Source organism: Flavobacterium sp. (assembly GCF_043722275.1).
Lineage (GTDB): Bacteria > Bacteroidota > Bacteroidia > Flavobacteriales > Flavobacteriaceae > Flavobacterium.
Genome location: NZ_JAYSPC010000111.1, coordinates 14,159 through 35,690 on the forward strand (window position 1 = coordinate 14,159; position 21,532 = coordinate 35,690).

The window sequence follows — 21,532 nt, forward strand, 5'->3', positions numbered from 1 at the left end:
AGTGTACACTTTTGAAGAAATAGTGTACAGAGTTTCTTGTATGCTCAGGCTAATTTTATCAACGAAAATAATTCAATCGTTATCGTAAATACGAAACTTAATTAACTATAAACAAACCTTGAAAAAATTCAATCGAATTAGTAATTTATTTAATCCCTTTTTATAATGATAAAAAAATATATTTATAATTTATTCATGCTCTTTACTCTATTATTCAGCAGTATAATAGCCGCACAATCTGTAAAGGGTATTGTTACTGACAATTTGGGTCCGGTTCCACAAGTTAATGTTACAATTAAGGGAACAGCCATAAATACTATTACTGATTTTGACGGAAACTATTTCTTCAATAAAGTAAATCCGGATGCTGTTTTGATTTTCAGCTACATTGGTTATCAAACTCAGGAAGTAAGCGTATCAGGCAGAACTAATTTACCTGTTACTTTAAAAGAAGATATTAATACTTTAAATGAAGTTGTTGTTGTAGGATATACAAGCGAAAAAAAATCTGCAATAACTGGTGCCGTGGCTACAGTAAATATGGATGAAATGGCTAAAACAAAAGTTGCAGATGTTGGTCAGGCTCTGCAGGGCCAGGTTGCAGGAGTTTTTGTTTCGGCAAATACCGGTGCTCCCGGAGACGGATTAAAAATACGTATTAGAGGTGAAGGAACGCTGGGAAACAATGATGTATTATATGTTGTTGACGGCGTTGCAACACGAGATATTTCTTTCCTGAATCAATCTGATGTAAAAACAATGACCGTTTTAAAAGATGCTGCGGCAAGTGCTATTTATGGTTCAAGAGCTTCTGCGGGAGTAATCGTTATTACAACCAAAAACGGATCAAAAGGAAAAACCAGTATTAATGCAGAATATTATACGGGAGTTAATTATGCAACCAATCTTCCTAAATTATTAAATTCCGATCAATACTTAGCCGTAAAAGATCAGGCGTGGCATAATACTGCCGGCAATGCAAGTGATGCGATAAGTCCTTATCAAAAAGACAGAGCAAGAACAGATTTTGCAAATACGGACTGGCTAAATAAATTGTTTACGGCAGGTTTAACAACAAATTTTCAGCTTTCGGCAAACGGAGGAAATGAAACAACGCAATACTTAATTTCAGGTGGATATTTTGCTCAAAATGGTATTGTGATTGGCGATCATGATAAATTTCAACGTATAAATTTTAGAATAAATCTTAATTCAGATATTACTAAAAATTTCAAAGTAGGAACAAATATTCAGATTACAAATACGGTTCAGGATAAATTATCGTCAAGCGGAGATGCTCCCGGAATAATTCGTCACGCCTTATTACGTCCTCCGGTTTTATCGGTTTATAAAGATGTTAATGATCCTACTTATTCACAAAGAGATCCTTATACAGATTTACCTTTTTATCTAAACAATAATAACAATGGCGGTTGGGATAAAAATTATGAGCAAACCTCTAATCCAATTGCTTTAGTAAATTTTACAGATGATAAACGTAAAACATTCAGAACCTTTGGAAATGTTTATGGCGAATATAAATTCTTAGCAGATAAATCCCTGAAATTTAGAAGCAGCGTTGGTGCTGATATCGTTTTTGATCATAATAAAGATTTTGGAGAAAATTTTGGTGATGATGACGGGAATGAATTATACCCGGGAATGGGAAGAAAAAACAGGCCTTCGTACTTAAATGAAGACATGGGACAAACGATGACTTTTACTTTTACAAATACATTAAACTATGTAAAAACAATTAACGAAAAACATAGCATAAATGCATTATTAGGAACCGAAAGTATTAGCAGTAAATATGCCTGGATCAATGGTACAAGACAAAATTATGATACTACAACAGACTCATTTAGATACCTGGATTATGGCGGAACAAATAAAATGAGTTCCGGCGGATCTGCTGTTAACTGGAATCTGGTTTCATTCTTTGGCTCCGGTACTTACGGATATGACAATAAATATTTTGTTTCCGGAACAATCAGGGCCGATGGTTCTTCACGCTTTGGACCTAATAATAAATGGGGTTATTTTCCTTCGGTTTCAGGAGGCTGGATAATGTCTAAGGAAAAGTTTATGGAAAAAGCCGATTGGATTTCCAACTTAAAACTGAGAGCTAGCTGGGGTCAGTCAGGAAATCAGGAAATACCAAATAATGCGTATCAAACTGTAGTTTCAAAAGTAGACGGAAACGTAAATACAATTCGTTATGGAAATCCTGATATTAAATGGGAAACAACCACACAAACTGATATTGGATTAGATTTTAGCATTCTAAAAAACAAACTGTCTTTTACAGCAGATTATTTTGATAAAACCACAGACGGAATTTTATTAAAAGTAAGCTTGCCGGTAGTTTCTGTTGGTGTAATCGATGAAACTTATATAAATGCAGGGGCAGTTAGCAATAAAGGATTTGAATTTGGAATGAATTTTCAAAATAACGATCATGCTTTTAAATATGGCGTAAACGGAAACGTAGCAACTCTTACTAATAAAGTCGAAAAACTGCATCAATATGTAACCAATGTCGATGATATCATCAGTAGTACAAGAACAACTGTTGGTCAGCCAATTAACTCGTATTACGGATATCAATTTGATGGAATATATCAAAACAAAGCCGAAATATCATCTCAATTATATGCCAATACAAACGGTGCGCAACCGGGAGATATGAAATTTAAGGATTTAAATGGCGACGGTCAGATTAATGCAGATGACAGAACTTTTATAGGAAATCCAATCCCGAAAATTACTTACGGTTTATCGTTTAATGGAGAATATGAGCGTTTTGATATCTCATTCCTTTTTCAGGGAGTTCAAGGCGTAGATCGTTACAATGATTTGAAAAAAGTATTAGATCATGATAGTCGTCCCTTTAATTCAACAACAGCAGTTTTAAATTCATGGAATGGCGAAGGAACGTCGAATACAACACCAAGATTGACTTTTAATGATAATGGCGGCAGTAAAATGTCCAGTGCATATATCGAAGATGCCTCTTATTTAAGATTAAAAAATGTTGAAATTGGATACACGTTCCAGCCCGAAGTTATGGGTGAAGCAAACCTTCGCATTTATATGTCAGGTCAAAACTTATTCACTATTACAAAATATACAGGTTTAGATCCTGAATCTACCTCTTTGATTGACAAGGGAACATATCCACAATCGATGTCATTTATTTTAGGATTGAAATTAAAATTATAAAAAACTAACGATGAAAAATATATTTATAGCAACGCTCCTAATCGGATTTTTATCCCTTACAAGCTGCGAAGAAGAACTTACCACAGACCCAATTGGTTTATTAATCAAAAAAGATTCAGATAGTAATCCTACTATTGCTGCGGTAGAAAATTCGGTTAGTTCTTCCTATCAGATGTTTTCAAACACAATGAATATTTTTAGTGAAGAAGACTGGAACTGGAGCGGTGGATTAGTGTTTCAAAACGACATTATCGTACAGGATATTGCATCTGATGATATGGAGAAAAAATGGATTCCGGACGGAGATCAATCCTGGATGGATGAAGTTAATAATTTCACTTTTACATCAACAAACGGAGGTCCAAATGGCGCATGGAAATACAATTATGAAGGAATAAAAAGAGCCAACATTGCACTTAATTTTCTGTTAAACCCAGCTATAGAATCCATTACAGGAATTTCTACAGCAAGAAAAAAACAATTATTAGGAGAAACTTATTTCCTGAGATCGTATTATTATTTTTCGTTGGTAAACAATTTTGGAGATGTTCCTTTGATCTTAACTCCCGTAGAGACATATCAGGAAGCATTTGAAGTTGTTGTACGAGCTCCAAAAACTGAGGTTTGGAACCAAATCAACAAAGATTTAGAATTAGCAAAAGCATTATTGCCCAATTCTAAATACAGTTCAAATACTGAGAAATGGAGAGTTTCTAAAGGTGCTGTAATGGCGCTTCAGGCAAAATCAGCTTTATACAATAAAAACTGGACTCAGGTTATTTCGATAATTTCAGAATTAGAGAGCCTTAATTTTTATAGTTTAAACGCAAATTACTTTGATAGTTTTAGTACTAAATATACTGATAACGAAGTTATTTTTTCATACAACCACGTACAAAACGCAATTCCTAAAAAGGGAAATGGAATTTGTGCCGTTGCAGGTTGGGGATTTTTTGCCCCAAGTAATGATTTCTTAGCTTCATTTGAGCCTAATGATCCCAGAAAATTATATACTGTTAATGTACCTGAACAATGGATAAATAAAATATTAGGAAGCACAAACGGATCTAATAAAGGAAACGACGACGCTCCAAATAATAAAATCTATATGCGTTACGCCGATGTTTTACTTTGGAAAGCTGAAGCACTTAATGAAACAGGTGATTATGCCGGAGCGATTACAATCATTAACAACATACGAGAAAGAGCAAGAAATACAGTAACTGCGACAGGAACCCCTGCTCCATCCGGAACTTTACCAAACAGAGAAATTTCTACGGATAAAGCAACTATAAAAGGCTGGTTAATAGCTGAAAGAAGAGCAGAACTTGGTTTTGAAAGTCAAAGAATGCCGGACCTGAAAAGATGGGGAATTGCAAAAGAAGTAATGATAGCACACGGAAAAAACTTCCAGGACAAACATATGTTATATCCAATACCTCAATCAGAAATTGATGCAACCGCGGGAAGGTTAACGCAAAATCCCGGTTATTAATTTTTTATTAAAAAGGTAACTCTATTTTATTTAAATAAAAAATATAGTTACCTTAACTATAACAACTTAGATATAAAAAAACATGAAAGATATAGCAAAACGTTTTACAGAAAATCCTTTATTATCACCATCTGATATTCCTGCAAGCCGAGAAGGATTAGAAATAACCTGTCTCTTAAATCCGGGAGTTTTTACATATGAAAATAAAACCTGGCTGATAGTAAGAGTTGCAGAAAGACCAAAACAAAAGGAAAACATAATTTCTTTCCCGATATTAACGCAAACCGGTACAATTCAAATTATTGAAATCTCAAAAGATGATCCTGAATTAATCGCCACAGATGCAAGAGTAATTAATTACAGAGGCGTTGATTACTTAACAACATTATCACATTTAAGATTATTATGCAGTGAAGACGGACGTCAATTTTACGAACCAGACAATTATTCGCATTTAGTTGGCGAAGGTATGTTAGAAACTTTTGGAATTGAGGATTGTCGCGTTGCTTTAATCGAAGGAAAATATTATTTAACCTTCACTTCAGTATCAGATAATGGAGTTGGCGTTGGTTTGCGTACAACAACAGATTGGAAAAACTTCGAAAAACACGGAATGATATTGCCCGCCCACAATAAGGATTGTGCCATTTTTGAAGAAAAAATAAACGGATTATTTTATGCATTACATCGCCCAAGCAGCGTAGATATTGGTGGAAATTATATCTGGATTGCCTCATCTCCGGACGGAATTCACTGGGGAAATCACCATTGTATTATTAAAACACGAAAAGGATTTTGGGACTGTAAAAGAGTTGGTGCCGGTGCCGCTCCCATAAAAACAGATAAAGGCTGGGTCGAAATCTATCACGGAGCTAATGACAATCACCAATATTGTCTGGGTGCATTTTTAATGGATTTAGAAGATCCTACAAAAGTAATCGCAAGAACCGAAGATCCTATTATGGTTCCTACGACAACGTATGAATTAAGCGGATTTTTTGGAAACGTGGTATTTACCAACGGTCATATTATTGAACCAGACGGAGACACCATTACCATTTATTACGGTGCTTCTGACGAGTTTGTTTGTGGCGCAAAATTTTCGATTAAAGAAATTCTTTTACTTCTAAAAACCCATTAATGTTTAAAAAAATCATATCAGAAATTGACCATTTCAAAAGTCAGACACATAATTTTCAAATTCTTATTTTCACAAATTTAGTTTATGCATTAGTACTTCCCGTAATCGATATTTTTGTTGCCGCATATATTATGCGAAATTCAAATGACACCTCAAAAGTTGTCATTTATCAGCTCGCAATTTATACAGGAATTCCGTTAACATTTTTATTGAATGGTTTTTTACTGAAATATTTCAACATCCGTAAATTATATTCCATCGGGATGATGTTAAGCGGTGTTTCCATGATTATCATGATGTCATTAAAAACATTAGATCTTTCAGGAATTGGTATCGCCGGCATCACGATGGGACTTTCTTTTGGTTTATACTGGTCTAATCGGGATTATCTGGCTTTATCCATAACAAATGATAACAATAGAAATTATTACTATGGATTAGAAACTTTTATTTATACCATTATTGCCATTGCAATTCCGGCAACAATTGGTTGGTTTATTCAGTCAAAAACTGGAGAAGATCAAAAACATGGAGCGTATGTAATCATCACCGGAATTGTTTTTTTAATTACAATTGTCGCTTCAATAGTTTGTTACAGAGGTAAATTTGAAAATCCGGCACAAAAACAATATATCTTTTTCAAATTTCATCCCTTATGGAATAAATTATTAACGCTTGCAACTTTCAAAGGATTAGCACAAGGATTTCTGGTTACTGCGCCCGCAATGTTAATTTTTAAAATATTAGGCGAAGAAGGCGCATTAGGAAAAGCACAATCTATTGGTGCCGTTTTAGCCGCAATTATTATTTATTTTATTGGTCGTTTCTCAAAACCATCAGACAGAATTAAAATCTTTTCGGTTGGGTTAATATTATTCGCTTTAGGAGCTTGTATAAACGGATTGTTGTTTGATAAAACAGGAGTTATACTCTTTTTGTTATTACTTCTGATCGCAAAACCTTTAATGGATTTGGCCTATTTTCCTATCCAGTTAAAAGTAATAGATATTGTTTCCCGAATAGAAAAAAGAGGCGAATTTGCTTACATCTTAAATCATGAAGCCGGATTGTATATTGGAAGACTTTTAGGCGCAGGAACTTTTCTAACCTTATATTATACAGTTTCTGAAGATTTTGCTTTGAGATACGCCATCGGAATCATCGCTTTACTACAATTATGCTCCATTTTCATCAGCAAAAAAATCATCAAACAAGGATTAGAACTTTCTCCCGAAAAAGAAATAGATATAAAAGTCCTGAATGAAGTAGCTGTGAAATTAGTTTAAAAAATAAAGAAATAAGAAATGAATATTTTCATAAAAATTACTGCTTCGTGCCTGTTTATTTTAAGTATAACAGCAACAGCGCAAGTAAAACAACAAAAAATCAATCGCATCGAGCAAATGCCTAATTTGCCACAACCTTTAAAAATTATCGATTATAAAAAACTGGCTTTAGATTTTGATAAAACAGTTTATGATTTCAATGCAAAAGGCAAGTTTTGGCCAATGGTCTGGATGGATGACACTCAGAAAAACTTTCCACAAACAGTAGCAGGATTATATACTGCCGTAGCAGATGTAAGACAAGGACCGGATCATAATAAAGGAATGTTTCATGAAGCGCTAGCCACAATGGGCGCAACATTAGGAGCGACTTTAGTAGGAATTGACAAAAACAACCAGCAAAATCTAAACTATGTTGCGATGTTGAAAAACTACTTTAATAAAGATACCAACTGGAATATTATGATGAATAATACTTGTCCTGAAGTTGCTTTATTAGGCGGTGGTTATGGTCGTGATTGGTGGTATGATGTATATCCTAATCTATTATTTTATGCAGTTTATGATAAATATCCTAACGAGCCAGGTTTTGCCGAAATTGCAAGAACTATTGCCGATAAATTTTATGAAGCCGATGTTATTTTAAACGGGAATTATGATTATTCTTATTTTGATTATAACAAAATGAAGCCCATGACAAATCATATCTGTGCACAACCGGATGTAGCAGCAGGACATGCCTGGGTATTATATTCGGCGTATAAAAAATTTGGAGATCAAAAATATTTAAAGGGTGCATTAAGTGCTTTATCAGCATTAGAATCCCAGCCTAAAAATCCAACTTATGAAGTTTTAATGCCTTTTGGAGCCTATTTATCTGCCAGAATAAATGCAGAACAAGGTACAAAATACAACACAGGCAAAATGCTGGACTGGACATTTGACGGAACGCCAATTTGCCGTGAAGGCTGGGGCGCATTAGTTGGGAACTGGAACGGAATTGATATTTCAGGCATTTTTGGAAGTACAGTCGATCATGGTGGTTACGGATTTTTAATGAATACGTATGATGCTGCATGGCCATTAGTGCCAATGGTACGATACGATCAGTCGTATGCCACCGCAATTGGAAAATGGATGTTGAACGCAGCCAATGCGTCCCGATTTTTTTATCCAAAATATATGCCGGATGAACATCAAACCATTCCCGAACTTGCTGAGGTTTCAAAAGGAGTAATTGGTTATGAAGGTATGATTCGTAAATCAAGTTATAAAGAATATGAAAACTTAAAAGGTCCTGTCGCACAAGGTGATGGTCCGCTTTGGGTACTTGGCGAAAACCCAAAAGAATCTCAATTTAGCGTTTACGGAAGTGGACATGTCGGAATCTTTGGCAGTATTATTCGCAAAACTGATATTACAGGAATATTACAATTAGATTTACTAGCTACAGATTTTTTTGGTGACGATGCTTATCCTTCTTACTTATATTATAATCCATATACAACAAGTAAAATAGTTACTATAAAAACTGAAAAAGGAAAAAAAGTAGATTTATACAATACTGTTTCAGGAAGCTTTATAGCCCGTAATATTACTTCATCTTCTAAAATAAAAATCGATGGATTAAGCTCAGCTGTTATTGTTTGTGTGCCTTCTGAAGGAAAAATAACTCACGAAGGAAATAAGATGCTAATTGATGGTGTTGTGGTAGATTATAAATCGTCAGAGAAAAAATAAATACCATTTTCGGTTTAGTTTGTCATCCTGAGGTTTAATTTTTATGCGATTGTCAGGCAGAGCGGAGTCGAAGCCCGTTCCAATTGGTGCGCCCTTCGACTCCGCTCAGGGGGACAAGCTGTGTGTTGATACAAAAATGAGAATAAAAAATGTTGTCAATCTTCACATATCTAGGTAAATAAATGGCTATAAGCCTACTATAATAACTTAACCAGACAACAAATATTATGAGATCAAATCTATTGAAATCCGTATTCTTTATTCTGCTAATGATAAAAACAAATCCAACTTTTGCTCAAAAAACAAAGGCTGATCAAAAATGGTGGAAAGAATCTGTTTTTTATCAAATTTACATGCCAAGTTATGCAGATAGCAATGGCGACGGATATGGTGATTTTAAAGGCATGACCCAAAAGTTGGATTATTTGAAAGAACTCGGAATAAAAGGGATTTGGTTAACACCATTTCTTACCTCTCCCAAAGTAGATAATGGTTATGATATTGCCAATTATTATGAAGTTGATCCTACTTATGGAAACAAAGCCGATTTTGATACTTTTTTGAATGAAGCCCATAAAAGAGGAATTAAGGTAATTATAGACATGGTTTTTAATCATACTTCTACAGATAGTAAATGGTTTCAGGAATCGAGAAAATCAAAAGATAATCCGTATCGTGATTATTATATCTGGAAAGACGAACCAAACAATTGGGAATCATTTTTTGGAGGAACAGCCTGGGAAAAAGACGCGTTAACCAATCAATATTACTATCATAAATTTGATACAAGAATGGCTGATCTTAACTGGTCGAACGCCAAAGTTGTGGCTGAGATTCAGAATGTGCTGCGTTTTTGGCTTGATGCCGGCGTTGACGGTTTCCGCTTAGATGTAATTAATTTTTTAACTACAAACGGAATCACAAAAGATAATCCGATAAAAGACGGAAAACAAGATCACATCAACGATATCGATCAGGAAGGCGTAAAAAATGCCATGAAAATCATAAAAGCTACCGTAAATGAATACGACAATCGTTTTATTGTAGGCGAAATAGGAAGTGATAAAATCGAGGTTTTAAAACAATATCAATCGCAGGATTTATTAGATGTAGTTTTTAATTTCAACTTCGGAAGTATTAAAGAATTTTCGACCCAACGCATTTTTAATGAATTGCAAAGTATGGAGAAAAACATGAGCAGTTATCCAACTTTATTTTTTGGAAGCCACGATATGCCCAGAATGATTGACAGATTAGCTGATACAAACCCAGACAAAGCCGTGGCATTAACGGCATTAATACTTACTGCAAAAGGAGTTCCGTTTATTTATTACGGCGAGGAAATAGGAATGCATAATATTATTGCGCAAAATATTGACGAAATGGTCGATATACAAGGAAGAACGCATTATAAATTATCTCTCGAAAAAGGAAAAAATACCGGCGAAGCACTTCTTGAAGGAAACGAACATAATCGTGATAAATCCCGTAGTCCCATGCAATGGAATTCAAATTCATTTGCCGGATTTTCAAACGAAAAAACCTGGATTAAAATTAATCCCGATTATAAAAAAACAAATGTTGCCGTTTTAACGCCTCAGAAAAATTCTATTTTGAACAGTTATAAAAAATTAATAACATTAAGAAATAATGAAAAGGTATTACAATACGGAAATTATGATAACCTCGAATGTCAAGGAGATCAAATTTCATTTACCAGATCTTATGAAGGTGATAGAATTACAGTAATCATAAATTTTGGCCTAAAAAAGGAAATAAAATTACCTGAGAAAGCAACAATACTAATGGGAAACAAAACCCTAAAACCAAGCAGCTTTATTATTTATAGAAGTTTATAGAAAGCATTACAAGAAAAAATAGTCCTAACAGGTTTTAAAAACCTGTTAGGAATTTTTATATTCATCACAATAAGTAAATAGCATAAAAAAAATCATTTGATTCCGCCAACTTTATGGAGGTTAATAAATTTGTGATTAATGTGGCTTGAGACAAAATAACAAAAGAATTTGACTAAAGCCAATCAATAATTTACATTTTATTACTCCAGCTAAAGCTGGAGGCAATTCAAAAATGATTCACCATAATACTTCAAAGATTGAAAAAACACAATCATTTAATTCCCTCCAGCTTTATGGAGATTAATGAATTTGTAATTAATGTTGCTTGAGCCAAAATAACAAAAGAATTTGGCTAAAGCCAATCTATGATTTAAATTTTATTACTCCAGCTAAAGCTGGAGCCAATTCAAAAATGATTCACCATAATACTTCAAAGATTGAAAAAACACAATCCTGAATTGCCTCCAGCTTTAGCTGGAGGTTAATGATTTGTGATTAATGTGGCTTTAGCCAAAATAACACTCCATATTAAGTAACTATTAAAAAAAACCTCTTTGGTTTCCTCACTACTTCACTTCATAAATAAAAGATTCTGATGGCGCTATTTTTACTTCAACTTTCCCCGCACCATTACTTACATTTAGTTTTATTTCATTTTTTAAATACAATTGATCTTTAAGCAAATATTCCCCATCTTTTAAATTCCATTTTGAAATAATATCAGCAGGAATTAGCAAATCAAACTCACTTGTTTTTTCAGAAGAGAAATTAGCAATAACAATCAATTTTTGATTTTCTGACCAACGTGCATATGAATAAATTAATTCATCATAACCTGAAGTATTCTGACGATTTACAGATTGTATTTCCTGAAAACTTCCCATTAAAGCAGCACTTTTAATAGAAAAATTCAATAATCGTTTGTAAAAATCACGAAGGTTTTTCTCTGATTCAGAAAGTTGACCGCCATCAAATTTTCCTTCATTCATCCAGCGTTGATGATTTGGAACTCCTATATAATCAAAAATAGAAGTTCTTGTTGGTTTTCCAAATCCTGCATTTTCATTTCCCGCCTCACCTACTTCCTGTCCAAAATAAACCATTGTTGGCGAAGTACTAATAGTTGTTGAAACCACCATTAAAGGTTTTCCACATTCCGGAGTTCCTGCAAATTCTGAACTTGCTAAACGCTGTTCATCATGGTTGTCTAAAAAGTGAAGCATATTATGTTCAATATCTGCCATTCCTTTTTGAATATCTGATAATCCATCAGGCGAAGATTTTCCTCGAATAATATCTTTCAGTTTATCATAAGTCTCTACTTTATCATATAGATAATCCATTTTTCCTAAACGGATATAATTGCGATATTCGTTCGGGTTATACACTTCTGCCAATAAAAAAGCATTTGGATTTTTCATTTTGATGGCTGAATTCATATAACTCCAAAACTCATAAGGAACCATTTCTGCCATATCATATCTAAAACCGTCAACACCTTTTGCTGTCCAGTATAAAGCAATTGATTTAAATTTTTTCCAGGAATCCGGCACATCTTTATCCTGCCAAAATGCAAAATGTTCCTGATATGATTTCTGATCAAAACCAGCCGGAAGTTCAGGAAAATCCTTAGATCCATCAGGACGAACTCCGTAATTTACTTTCACCGTTTCATACCAGTCATTTTGATCCGGTTTTACTTTACGCGAACCGTTTCCTGTCCATTTTGCAGGATTTTCATCAAAAATTCCATCAACAAGCGGATTTTTTTCTCCGTTTAACGGAACATCATTATCCGGAATTTCAAAATGATTATTTGGGATATAATAAAAATTATTATCCCTTTTATATTCGACATTTACATCATCATTGGCGCCAAAATCCTGAACACCTTCAGGATTGTTTTTTCCTTGATATTTACGGGCAATATGATTTGGTACAATATCAATAATTAACTTTAAACCTGCTTTGTGCGTGCGGGCAATTAAATCTTCAAACTCCTGTAATCTATTTGCCGGATTTACCGCCAAATCAGGATTTACATTATAATAATCTTTCACGGCATATGGCGATCCTGCACGTCCTTTTACCACTTCGGGATCATCATCAGAAATTCCGAAAGCTTTATAATCGCGAACCAAAGCGTGATGCGGAACACCGGTATACCAAATATATGTAACACCTAAATCTTTAATTTCATGAAGTGCCTTATCTGTAAAATCATTGAATTTCCCTACTCCATTTTCTTCAATTGTTCCCCAGGGTTTATTGTTTGTGTTTTTATTTCCAAATAAACGTGTAAAAACCTGATAGACTACAATTTTCCTATCAGTAGTAACTTCTTCTTTTGATGTATTCATTTTTAAATCTTTGGTTTTACATGCAGAAAATAGCATGGTTGCAGCCAATCCCGCAACAAAAACTTTTTTATGTATCATATTCATTTTATAACTAATTCGTTTTTCAATTAAGATAGAATCCATAATCGAAAAACCATTTTCTAAATTTAGACTAATTTTTAAAACTCAAAAGAAACCGCCATTGATTTAACGCTAAAAAGTAAAGCTACAACGAAATAGTTCAGGATTTTGTTGGTAAGTTTGGAAGGTTTAGAGGCAAAGGTTTTTTCAGGACCTGAAATTTGAATTTTTTTTATCCTTTATACTCTCTTAATGTTAGACGCACTGCTGTGCGCCTCTACGGTGAAGATTACGTATAAATTCTTTAATAAAACTGACCCTTTGTTCCTTTGAACCTTTTAACCTATTTCTTGGTCTAGACTGCTGTGCGTCTCTACGATAAAGTTTATACATAAAGATTATACCTGAAATTTATGTAAAAAATACTTCAACAAAACTTTGAACCTTTGCTCTTCTGACCTTTGTACCTAAACATTATAAATTAATCACAATATCACCAAAGGTTGTAACCTTTTTCATAAATTTGACAAAAAATTTAATCAATTGAAGAAATCACTATTTTTCATATCTTACTGTTTGCTTTTGTTAAGCGTACAATTCATTTTTGCACAAGCACCAAAAACAAAAACAATTAATATTGAAAATTCAGATCTGGTAGAAGTAAATCAGGTACTTGTGCCTGATGGAGTTTTACTTACCGGAAATGTTAAAGTAAATCATGATGGCGTTGTTCTGACTTGCAACAAGGCTTATTTTTTTCAAAAAGAAAACTATCTTAAGGCTTTTGGAAATGTACAAATAGTACAAGGAGATACTTTATTTTTAAATAGTAAATACGCGGAATATAGCGGAAATGAGAAAAAAGCTTTTGCAACAGGAGATGCTGTGATGAGTTCTCCAGATGCGACTTTATCAACTGATACTATTAATTTTGATCGAAATATTCAGCAGGTTTTTTACAATACCAAAGGTACAATTATTAATAAAGACAATACTTTAGTAAGTAAATCAGGAAGATATTTTGTTAATGAAAAGAAGTTTCAATTCCTGACAGCAGTTACAATCACGAATCCTAAATATGTTATAAAATCCAATCATTTAGATTATTACAGTAATTCCGGACATACTTATTTATTTGGACCTTCGACCATTACAAGTAAAACTAATTATATTTATACTGAAAAAGGATTTTATGATACCAAGAAAAACCTCGCGCATTTCTTACGAAAATCCTACATCAAATATGACGATCGACTCATAGAAGGAGATAGTTTATATTATAATCGGAATATAGAATTTGCATCGGCAACGCGAAATGTAAAAATTACAGATTCCATAAATCGCGGAATTGTAAAAGGTCATTATGCCGAAATTTACAAACTAAAAGATTCGATGTTTGTGACCAAAAGAGCCGTAGCAATAAATCTTGTTGAAAAAGATTCCGTTTACATTCACGGACAAAAATTAATGGTCACCGGAAAAGAAGGCGAAAGAATTTTAAGAGCTTATAAAAATGTTCGTTTCTTTAAAATCGATATGAGCGGAAAATGTGATTCTATTCATTCAAACTCTAAAACGGCTTTGACAAAACTGATTGGAAATCCGATTTTATGGAATGGTGAAAGCCAGATTACCGGAGATCTTATGCATTTAATTGGCGACAATACAACCAAAAAATTAGATTCTTTAAAAGTCCTCAACAACACTTTTATAGTCTCGCGGGATACACTCGGCACCGGCTATAATCAGGTAAAAGGACTCAATTTATTCGGGAAATTCTTAGATGGAAAACTACACGATGTTGATGTTATCAAAAATATCGAAGTTGTTTATTATATGCGAAATGAGGCCAATGAACTCATTGGAATCAATAAAAATGTAAGCAGTAAAATCAATCTTATTTTAGAAAATAATGATATTCAAACCATCACTTTTTTCAATAAAGTAGACGGCGATATTTACCCCGAAGCCGATTTACCTGAAAATGCACGTAAACTAAAAGGCTTGCGCTGGCGAGGCGACGAACGCATAAAATCAAAAGATGATATTTTTAGCGCCGAAGACAATGAACTCAACGATAAATTAGTACAAGAAGGGAAAGATCAGGAAGCCAAGGATAAAGACACCCCCATGGAAGTCAGGAAAGAAACCTTAGATTATGACAAAAAGAAACCCGCCGTCAAAGCTGCTCCTAAAACTAGTACGAAGAGTAAGAAGTAAGTTTTCAGTTTTCAGTCGCAGTTTGCAGTTTGCAGTTCTTCTTTATCAGTTTACAAAGCTTTGCGTCCAGATAGCTATCGGGATTGCATTTTAATAATACAAACTTGATTTAAACTTTGCGGACTTTTCGTAAAACTTTGCGATCTTTGCAGTTAAATTAGTCGCAGTTTTCAGTCGCAGTTTACAAAAAACGTTTTTAGTTTATATCTTAAAGCATTCCTAAAACTAAGAAACTTAGCTTTTCAGCAACTCAGAACCTTAAAAAATGAATCCAGATTTTATAAAATACCAGGCACAAACTTCCCCATATCCACTAGGAATGGAAGTTTCGCACGCTATTGGCTCTTATATTTACGACACAAACGATAAAAAATATTTAGATTTTGTTGCCGGTGTTTCCGCTTGCACACTTGGGCATCAACATCCAAGAGTTAATCAAGCCATTAAAGATCAGTTAGATAAATATTCACACGTTATGGTTTATGGCGAATATTCACAAAGTCCAGCCGTTCAATATTGCAAATTACTGGCTTCACTCCTGCCGGAATCCCTAGATAAAACCTATTTAGTCAATTCAGGCACAGAAGCTATTGAAGGCGCGCTAAAATTAGCTAAACGAACAACAGGCCGCAGTCAGCTAATTTCGTGTCACAACGCCTATCACGGTAATACAATGGGATCAATGAGCGTTATGGGATTTGAAGAACGCAAACGGGCTTTTCGCCCCTTGCTACCTGATGTGGATTTTATTACCTTTAATAACGAAGAAGATTTACAAAAAATAACAACCAGAACCGCTGCAATACTTTTAGAAACCATTCAGGGAGGCGCAGGATTTATCCAGCCTGAGAATGATTATCTGCAAAAAGTACGCAAGCGTTGCGATGAAGTTGGCGCTATGATGATCGTCGATGAAATTCAGCCCGGTTTTGGCAGAACAGGCAAACTATTTGGTTTCCAGAACTATGACGTCGTTCCGGATATTGTCGTTATGGGAAAAGGAATGGGTGGCGGAATGCCCGTTGGTGCTTTCACCGCTTCGGCAGAAAAAATGGATCTATTAACCGAAAACCCTAAGCTTGGGCATATTACCACATTTGGAGGTCACCCTGTCATTGCGTCAGCCTGTTTAGCAACTTTGCAGGAATTAACTGAAACAAATTTAATGCAAGAAGCGTTAGACAAGGAAAAACTCTTCAGATCGCTTTTGGTACATCCTTTGATAAAGGAAGTTAGAGGAAAAGGATTAATGCTTGCCGCAATGACCGAAACTGCCGAAATAACAAACGAAGTTATTTTAAACTGTCAGGACAAAGGGCTCATTTTATTCTGGTTGCTGTTTGAAGGATGCGCAATACGAATAACACCGCCATTAACCATTTCTGAACAAGAAATAAAAGAAGGTTGTGCCATAATATTAAACGTTATGGATGAAATAATAAAAAAACAACAAGAAGTTTAATCAGGAGCTATTTCCAGCTATACGTTACAATCTTTTATCCCGCTAAAGAAGCGGCACAAAAGGATTTTCACTTCTATCTGGGCTAGAAATTCAGGTTAAAAATAAAGTTCATAAATAATAATTAAATTTAATCTTTTAAATATCAAAAGATTATAAATCAAAACAGAAAATAAATTCTGTCCATATTGTTAATTAAATTGTTCACAACAATTAATTCTCATTCTTACAACAATAATATGGTTGCCTAAATTTATAACAGGCTAATTTCAAATAAAGACAGTATGCAATTAAGCAACGAAGAAGAAGATTATAACCTATCCTTATCAAAATTTGAGTCGATGTTAAAAACTAACAAAGTACTCTTTTTTGACTCTGAAGAATTTGAAGAAATTATTCTTCATTATTTAGATATAGGCAAGGCTAATTTAGCAAAAAAGGCCTTGAAACTTGCATTAGACCAACACCCAAAATCTACGGGCTTAAAATTAGTACAAGTAGAAATGTTGGTTTACGACGACAAATTAGAAATCGCCGAGAAACTCTTAAATGAGTTATATGCAATCGAACCTAACAACGAGGAAATTTATATCCAGAAAGCAAATATTTGTTCTAAAAGAGATCAACACGAAAAAGCAGTAGAATTGCTCAAAATTGCCTTGCAATATACAGATGATTATGCTGACGTGTACAACCTGATTGGAATGGAATATCTTTTCATGGATAACCTTGAATTGGCAAAAGAAAGTTTTATCAAATGTCTTGAAGAAGATTTAGAAGATCAGTCTGCGCTTTATAACGTGGTGTATTGTTTTGAATTTTTAGATCAAAATCAGGAAGCCATTGTATATCTCAACGAATACATCAATAAAAACCCCTATAGCGAAATCGCCTGGCATCAGCTTGGCCGTTTGCATTATGGCGTAAAAGAATACGAAAACGCGATTCGTGCTTTTGATTATGCAACCCTAATCGACGATGAGTTTTTAGGTGCTTTCATGGAAAAAGCAAAAGCATATGAGCGTCTTAAAAAATATAGCGAAGCAATTGAAAGCTATAACCGAACCATCGAATTAGACGATGCAACTTCTTATGCCTTATTGCGTATTGGAAAATGCTACGAAAAGTTAGGAAATTCGGCGAAAGCCCTTCAATATTACAACCAAACTGTACACGAAGATCCGCTTTTAGACAAAGGCTGGATTGCCATTACTGATTTTCATGTACGTCAAAAAAACTTTCAAAAAGCATTGTTTTTTGTCAATAAAGCATTAGCAATTGACAATCAAAATCGTTTGTATTGGAAACGTTATGCGACGATTAACAAACAAATGAACTTTTTTGAAGAAGCAGAATTTGGATATAGAAAAGCAGTAGAATTTGGAGATCATGCCTTAGACACCTGGTTATTCTGGGTTGATATTCTTCAATTTTTAGGCGAATTTGAAAGCGCTATTCAAACCTTATTACAAGCATCAGAATATTTTCCTGAAGAAAACGAAATCGAATATCGTTTAGCAGGATTGTATTTCATGATTCAGGAAAACACCAAAGCAAAATTTCACTTAAGCAATGGTTTGCGTTTAAACTTTGATAATTACATTTTAATCGAAGATTTATTTCCGGTAGTATGGTCAAAAAAAATGGTGAAAAATTATATTGAAAAACATAGAAAAGAATAATGATTGATACTTTAAGAAGACGTTTTGGCTTGTTAGGCCGTAATATTAGTTACTCATTTTCAAAAGGATATTTTACAGAAAAATTTAGCGATGCCGTTTTTGCCGGCAACAGCTACGAAAATTTTGATATTTCTGAAATTAATTATTTCACTGAATTGGTGAAAAACAATCCTGATTTAAAAGGCTTAAATGTTACGATTCCTTACAAAGAACAAGTCATACCTTTCTTAGACAAACTTTCAAAAAAAGCAGCTTTAATTGGTGCTGTAAACACTATTAAATTTACCAAAAACGGAAAATTAAAAGGGTACAACACTGATTATTATGGCTTTAAAAAATCATTAGAACCATTATTAGAGCCGCATCACAAAAAAGCGCTTATTTTAGGGACCGGAGGCGCATCAAAAGGTGTTGCTTTTGCACTTGATGAACTTGGTATTCCATATACTTTTGTTTCCAGAGAAGCTAAAGAAAACATCATTGACTATAACCTGATTAATGCTACTACTTTTGATAATTTTCAAATCATAATCAATTGTACGCCAGTTGGTACAAGTCCTGATATAGAAGCTTGTCCTGATTTACCTTATGAGTTTTTTACCGAGAAACATATTGCCTACGATTTAATATATAATCCTGCAGAAACTCAATTTCTTAAAAATGCTAAAGAAAAAGGCGCAGTTATAAAAAACGGTCACGACATGCTAATACTTCAGGCAGAAAAAGCCTGGAAAATCTGGAATAAATAAAAAATTTCTTATAAAACAAAATACTAACGTAATTTTCGTAAATTAGACTACTCATTAATAAGTAGTTATGAAAAAATTACAACTATTTTGTTTCCTAAGTTTTGTAATTACTATTTCGGCAAAAGCCCAGGATACTATTCAGTTAAACAGCCCTTTTTCTGAACCAAGATATAACTACTTTTTAAAGACACTTATATTTTTTAATGAATATCTGGATACTGATTCGGGCTCATTTAATACTACACAATTAAGATTTTTACATCCAATTGGCAACAAAGCCTGGAATTTAAGATTTGATCTTCCCTTAGTATCAACCAATACTAATTCAATTAATAAAACAGGAATTGGTGATATTGGTGTTGGCATCAGCTATATTCCTTATACAAAGCAAAGTAACGGAATCGCTTTGAGAGCAAGAGTAATTTCAAATTCAGCTTCAGACCCTAGTTTTGGAAGCGGAAAATGGATTTTTATTCCTACTGTATTTTACGGAAAATATTTTAGCGGCAAACAATTTTTATGGATTTCATCGCTGGAATATCAAGCTAGTTTTGCAGGTTCAACCGATCGAAATGATATCAATGTCGCAGCATTTGAAAATAACCTCTTATGGTTTTTTAGCAAAAACTGGATTGCCGGTGATGTCGCTTTTAGATATAGTAGCAACTTAAATGGTTTTCAAAATAATGCTTTTTTAGAATTTGGCCGAAAAATAACGCCGGTAAATTTAGTTTACATTCATCCGAGCATTGCTTTTGGTGACAAAAAAACTTATAATTATGGACTTGAAGCCGGAGTTTTAATTCTCTTTTAAAATATAATAAATACTTTTTTGCCAATGATGTATAATCTAAATAAGTAAAAATTAATCTAAAAAAAATACATTAAAATAAGATATATTCTATAAGTAATATAAATTTGTAATATTTTATTTATAAAAAATCAATAAACTCATTTTTTTTAACTTAGATTTGTTTCTTAAATCAAATCTATGAAGCCAATATTATTTATTATCTTATTCACTATCTCAGTTTCTTTTTCAGCATTTGCACAAATAGATGAAAATCAGTCGAACCCGTTTAAAGCAGGTCGCGTTAATTATTTTAAGCATACAATTATATTTTTTAATGAATACCTGGATACTGAGAATGGCTCTTGCAATACTACTAACGTTCGGAAACAAATCCTGGAATCTTAGGGCTGATGTACCTCTAATTTCTAAAAATACCAACGCCATAAATAAGACAAGTTTGGGAGACGTTGCATTTGGCGCAACATATATTCCGTACATCGATAAAAAAAAAGGAATTGCTATCAGAACTCGTGTAGTTACAAATTCTTCTAATGATCCAAATTTTGGAACAGGGAAATGGATCATTATGCCTGCCCTATTTTACGGGCAATATATTGGGCCTACAAGAAATTACCTATGGCTTTCAACCATTGAAAGCCAAAATAGTTTTGCCGGTTCCAGCAACCGTAATGACGTTAATACTACACTATATGAAAATGTTGTATTCCGTTATTTTGGCAAAAATTGGATTGCAGGAGATGTTACTTTTAGATACAATCATATCATTGATGGCTTTCAAAATAATGCCTACATAGAATATGGTAGAAAATTAACGTCAACTAATATGATTTATATTCACCCAAGTGTAGCATTTGGTGGTGAAAAATCATATAATTATGGGCTCGAAGTTGGACTATTAGTTCTATTTTGATTGAAAAAAAGTGATATAATTCTTCCTATACTATTATTTTAATTTCATTTTTCTGAAAATTATAATAATTCAGAATTTAAATTTACTTCAAAAAATCAATAAAAAAACTACGATCATAATTCGTAATTACTTCAATAAATATGAATTTCATCTTAAAATAGTGTATAAACAAACGATTTATTTTGTATTTAGAAACACCTTTACTATCTTTCGCAATGTTTAAATCAATATACTTATACATTTAGAATGTTAGAAGAAAAGAATGATAACCTGCAAGAAGCAGACGGAAAATTAGGAATCGAAATTAGTGATTCTATAGAAAATGATGCCATTGAAACATCTGATGAAGAAACAACGCCGGAAAATGAAATTTCGCTTCCTGAAAATGAAGTAGAAAATACAGAGGAGGCTGCCGAAACAAATCATCAAACGGCATTAGATGCCATAACAAATTCGAATGCTGAAGAAAGCGAAGATGAGACGCTAAAAGAGCGTCATGATATTCCTATGCAGGATTATGATACTTTCTCAC

13 protein-coding genes and 1 pseudogene are annotated in these 21,532 nt (G+C 33.6%); 13 read left to right on the plus strand and 1 reads right to left on the minus strand.

Features of this window, described 5'->3' with window-relative positions:
* The first annotated feature begins 165 nt into the window (after positions 1-165).
* The 6 genes from ACHZDT_RS14200 (at position 166) to ACHZDT_RS14225 (ending at position 10,746) form a co-directional block, all read left to right on the plus strand.
* Positions 166-3,225: a SusC/RagA family TonB-linked outer membrane protein gene (locus ACHZDT_RS14200; RefSeq protein WP_394775280.1), complete on the plus strand. Its 3,060-nt coding sequence runs from the start codon at positions 166-168 to the stop codon at positions 3,223-3,225.
* Positions 3,226-3,235: 10 nt separating this feature from the next.
* On the plus strand, positions 3,236-4,720 hold the full coding sequence (locus ACHZDT_RS14205; RefSeq protein WP_394775281.1) for a RagB/SusD family nutrient uptake outer membrane protein: 1,485 nt from the start codon (positions 3,236-3,238) through the stop codon (positions 4,718-4,720).
* 82 nt (positions 4,721-4,802) lie between these two features.
* On the plus strand, positions 4,803-5,861 hold the full coding sequence (locus tag ACHZDT_RS14210; protein WP_394775282.1) for a glycoside hydrolase family 130 protein: 1,059 nt from the start codon (positions 4,803-4,805) through the stop codon (positions 5,859-5,861).
* On the plus strand, positions 5,861-7,147 hold the full coding sequence (locus ACHZDT_RS14215) for an MFS transporter (RefSeq protein WP_394775283.1): 1,287 nt from the start codon (positions 5,861-5,863) through the stop codon (positions 7,145-7,147). The genes ACHZDT_RS14210 and ACHZDT_RS14215 overlap by 1 nt, the downstream gene beginning before the upstream one ends.
* Positions 7,148-7,165: 18 nt before the next feature.
* Entirely contained in the window at positions 7,166-8,887 is a 1,722-nt protein-coding gene (locus ACHZDT_RS14220; RefSeq protein WP_394775284.1) for a hypothetical protein, read from the plus strand.
* Positions 8,888-9,114: 227 nt separating this feature from the next.
* Entirely contained in the window at positions 9,115-10,746 is a 1,632-nt protein-coding gene (locus tag ACHZDT_RS14225; RefSeq protein ID WP_394775285.1) for an alpha-glucosidase, read from the plus strand.
* Positions 10,747-11,312: 566 nt separating this feature from the next.
* Here ACHZDT_RS14225 and ACHZDT_RS14230 read toward each other — a convergent pair.
* Positions 11,313-13,184: an alpha-amylase family protein gene (locus tag ACHZDT_RS14230; protein ID WP_394775286.1), complete on the minus strand. Its 1,872-nt coding sequence runs from the start codon at positions 13,182-13,184 to the stop codon at positions 11,313-11,315.
* A 525-nt stretch (positions 13,185-13,709) separates the two neighbouring features.
* Here ACHZDT_RS14230 and ACHZDT_RS14235 point away from each other — a divergent pair.
* The 7 genes and pseudogenes from ACHZDT_RS14235 to ACHZDT_RS14265 all read left to right on the plus strand — a co-directional run.
* Entirely contained in the window at positions 13,710-15,386 is a 1,677-nt protein-coding gene (locus ACHZDT_RS14235; RefSeq protein WP_394775287.1) for an OstA-like protein, read from the plus strand.
* 265 nt (positions 15,387-15,651) lie between these two features.
* Positions 15,652-16,848: an aspartate aminotransferase family protein gene (locus ACHZDT_RS14240; RefSeq protein WP_394775288.1), complete on the plus strand. Its 1,197-nt coding sequence runs from the start codon at positions 15,652-15,654 to the stop codon at positions 16,846-16,848.
* 281 nt (positions 16,849-17,129) lie between these two features.
* Positions 17,130-18,527: a tetratricopeptide repeat protein gene (locus tag ACHZDT_RS14245; RefSeq protein ID WP_394775289.1), complete on the plus strand. Its 1,398-nt coding sequence runs from the start codon at positions 17,130-17,132 to the stop codon at positions 18,525-18,527.
* Positions 18,527-19,276, plus strand: a complete 750-nt coding sequence (locus tag ACHZDT_RS14250; RefSeq protein WP_394775290.1) for a shikimate dehydrogenase family protein — start codon at positions 18,527-18,529, stop codon at positions 19,274-19,276. The genes ACHZDT_RS14245 and ACHZDT_RS14250 overlap by 1 nt, the downstream gene beginning before the upstream one ends.
* 67 nt (positions 19,277-19,343) lie before the next feature.
* Positions 19,344-20,090 carry a lipid A phosphoethanolamine transferase gene (locus tag ACHZDT_RS14255; RefSeq protein WP_394775291.1) on the plus strand — a complete coding sequence of 249 codons (747 nt, stop codon included), beginning with the start codon at positions 19,344-19,346 and terminating at the stop codon, positions 20,088-20,090.
* 313 nt (positions 20,091-20,403) lie between these two features.
* Positions 20,404-21,000: a lipid A phosphoethanolamine transferase gene (locus ACHZDT_RS14260; RefSeq protein ID WP_394775292.1), complete on the plus strand. Its 597-nt coding sequence runs from the start codon at positions 20,404-20,406 to the stop codon at positions 20,998-21,000.
* A 246-nt stretch (positions 21,001-21,246) separates the two neighbouring features.
* Positions 21,247-21,532: pseudogene (locus ACHZDT_RS14265) on the plus strand (DUF349 domain-containing protein); the annotation flags it as partial.

Excerpts from the sequence above, each read along its gene's own strand:
- ACHZDT_RS14200 (WP_394775280.1), top strand. The coding sequence starts at position 166 with ATGATAAAAAAATATATTTATAATTTATTCATGCTCTTTACTCTATTA.
- ACHZDT_RS14205 (WP_394775281.1), top strand. The coding sequence starts at position 3,236 with ATGAAAAATATATTTATAGCAACGCTCCTAATCGGATTTTTATCCCTT.
- ACHZDT_RS14210 (WP_394775282.1), top strand. The coding sequence starts at position 4,803 with ATGAAAGATATAGCAAAACGTTTTACAGAAAATCCTTTATTATCACCA.
- ACHZDT_RS14215 (WP_394775283.1), top strand. The coding sequence starts at position 5,861 with ATGTTTAAAAAAATCATATCAGAAATTGACCATTTCAAAAGTCAGACA.
- ACHZDT_RS14220 (WP_394775284.1), top strand. The coding sequence starts at position 7,166 with ATGAATATTTTCATAAAAATTACTGCTTCGTGCCTGTTTATTTTAAGT.
- ACHZDT_RS14225 (WP_394775285.1), top strand. The coding sequence starts at position 9,115 with ATGAGATCAAATCTATTGAAATCCGTATTCTTTATTCTGCTAATGATA.
- ACHZDT_RS14230 (WP_394775286.1), bottom strand. The coding sequence starts at position 13,184 with ATGATACATAAAAAAGTTTTTGTTGCGGGATTGGCTGCAACCATGCTA.
- ACHZDT_RS14240 (WP_394775288.1), top strand. The coding sequence starts at position 15,652 with ATGAATCCAGATTTTATAAAATACCAGGCACAAACTTCCCCATATCCA.
- ACHZDT_RS14245 (WP_394775289.1), top strand. The coding sequence starts at position 17,130 with ATGCAATTAAGCAACGAAGAAGAAGATTATAACCTATCCTTATCAAAA.
- ACHZDT_RS14250 (WP_394775290.1), top strand. The coding sequence starts at position 18,527 with ATGATTGATACTTTAAGAAGACGTTTTGGCTTGTTAGGCCGTAATATT.
- ACHZDT_RS14255 (WP_394775291.1), top strand. The coding sequence starts at position 19,344 with ATGAAAAAATTACAACTATTTTGTTTCCTAAGTTTTGTAATTACTATT.
- ACHZDT_RS14260 (WP_394775292.1), top strand. The coding sequence starts at position 20,404 with ATGAATACCTGGATACTGAGAATGGCTCTTGCAATACTACTAACGTTC.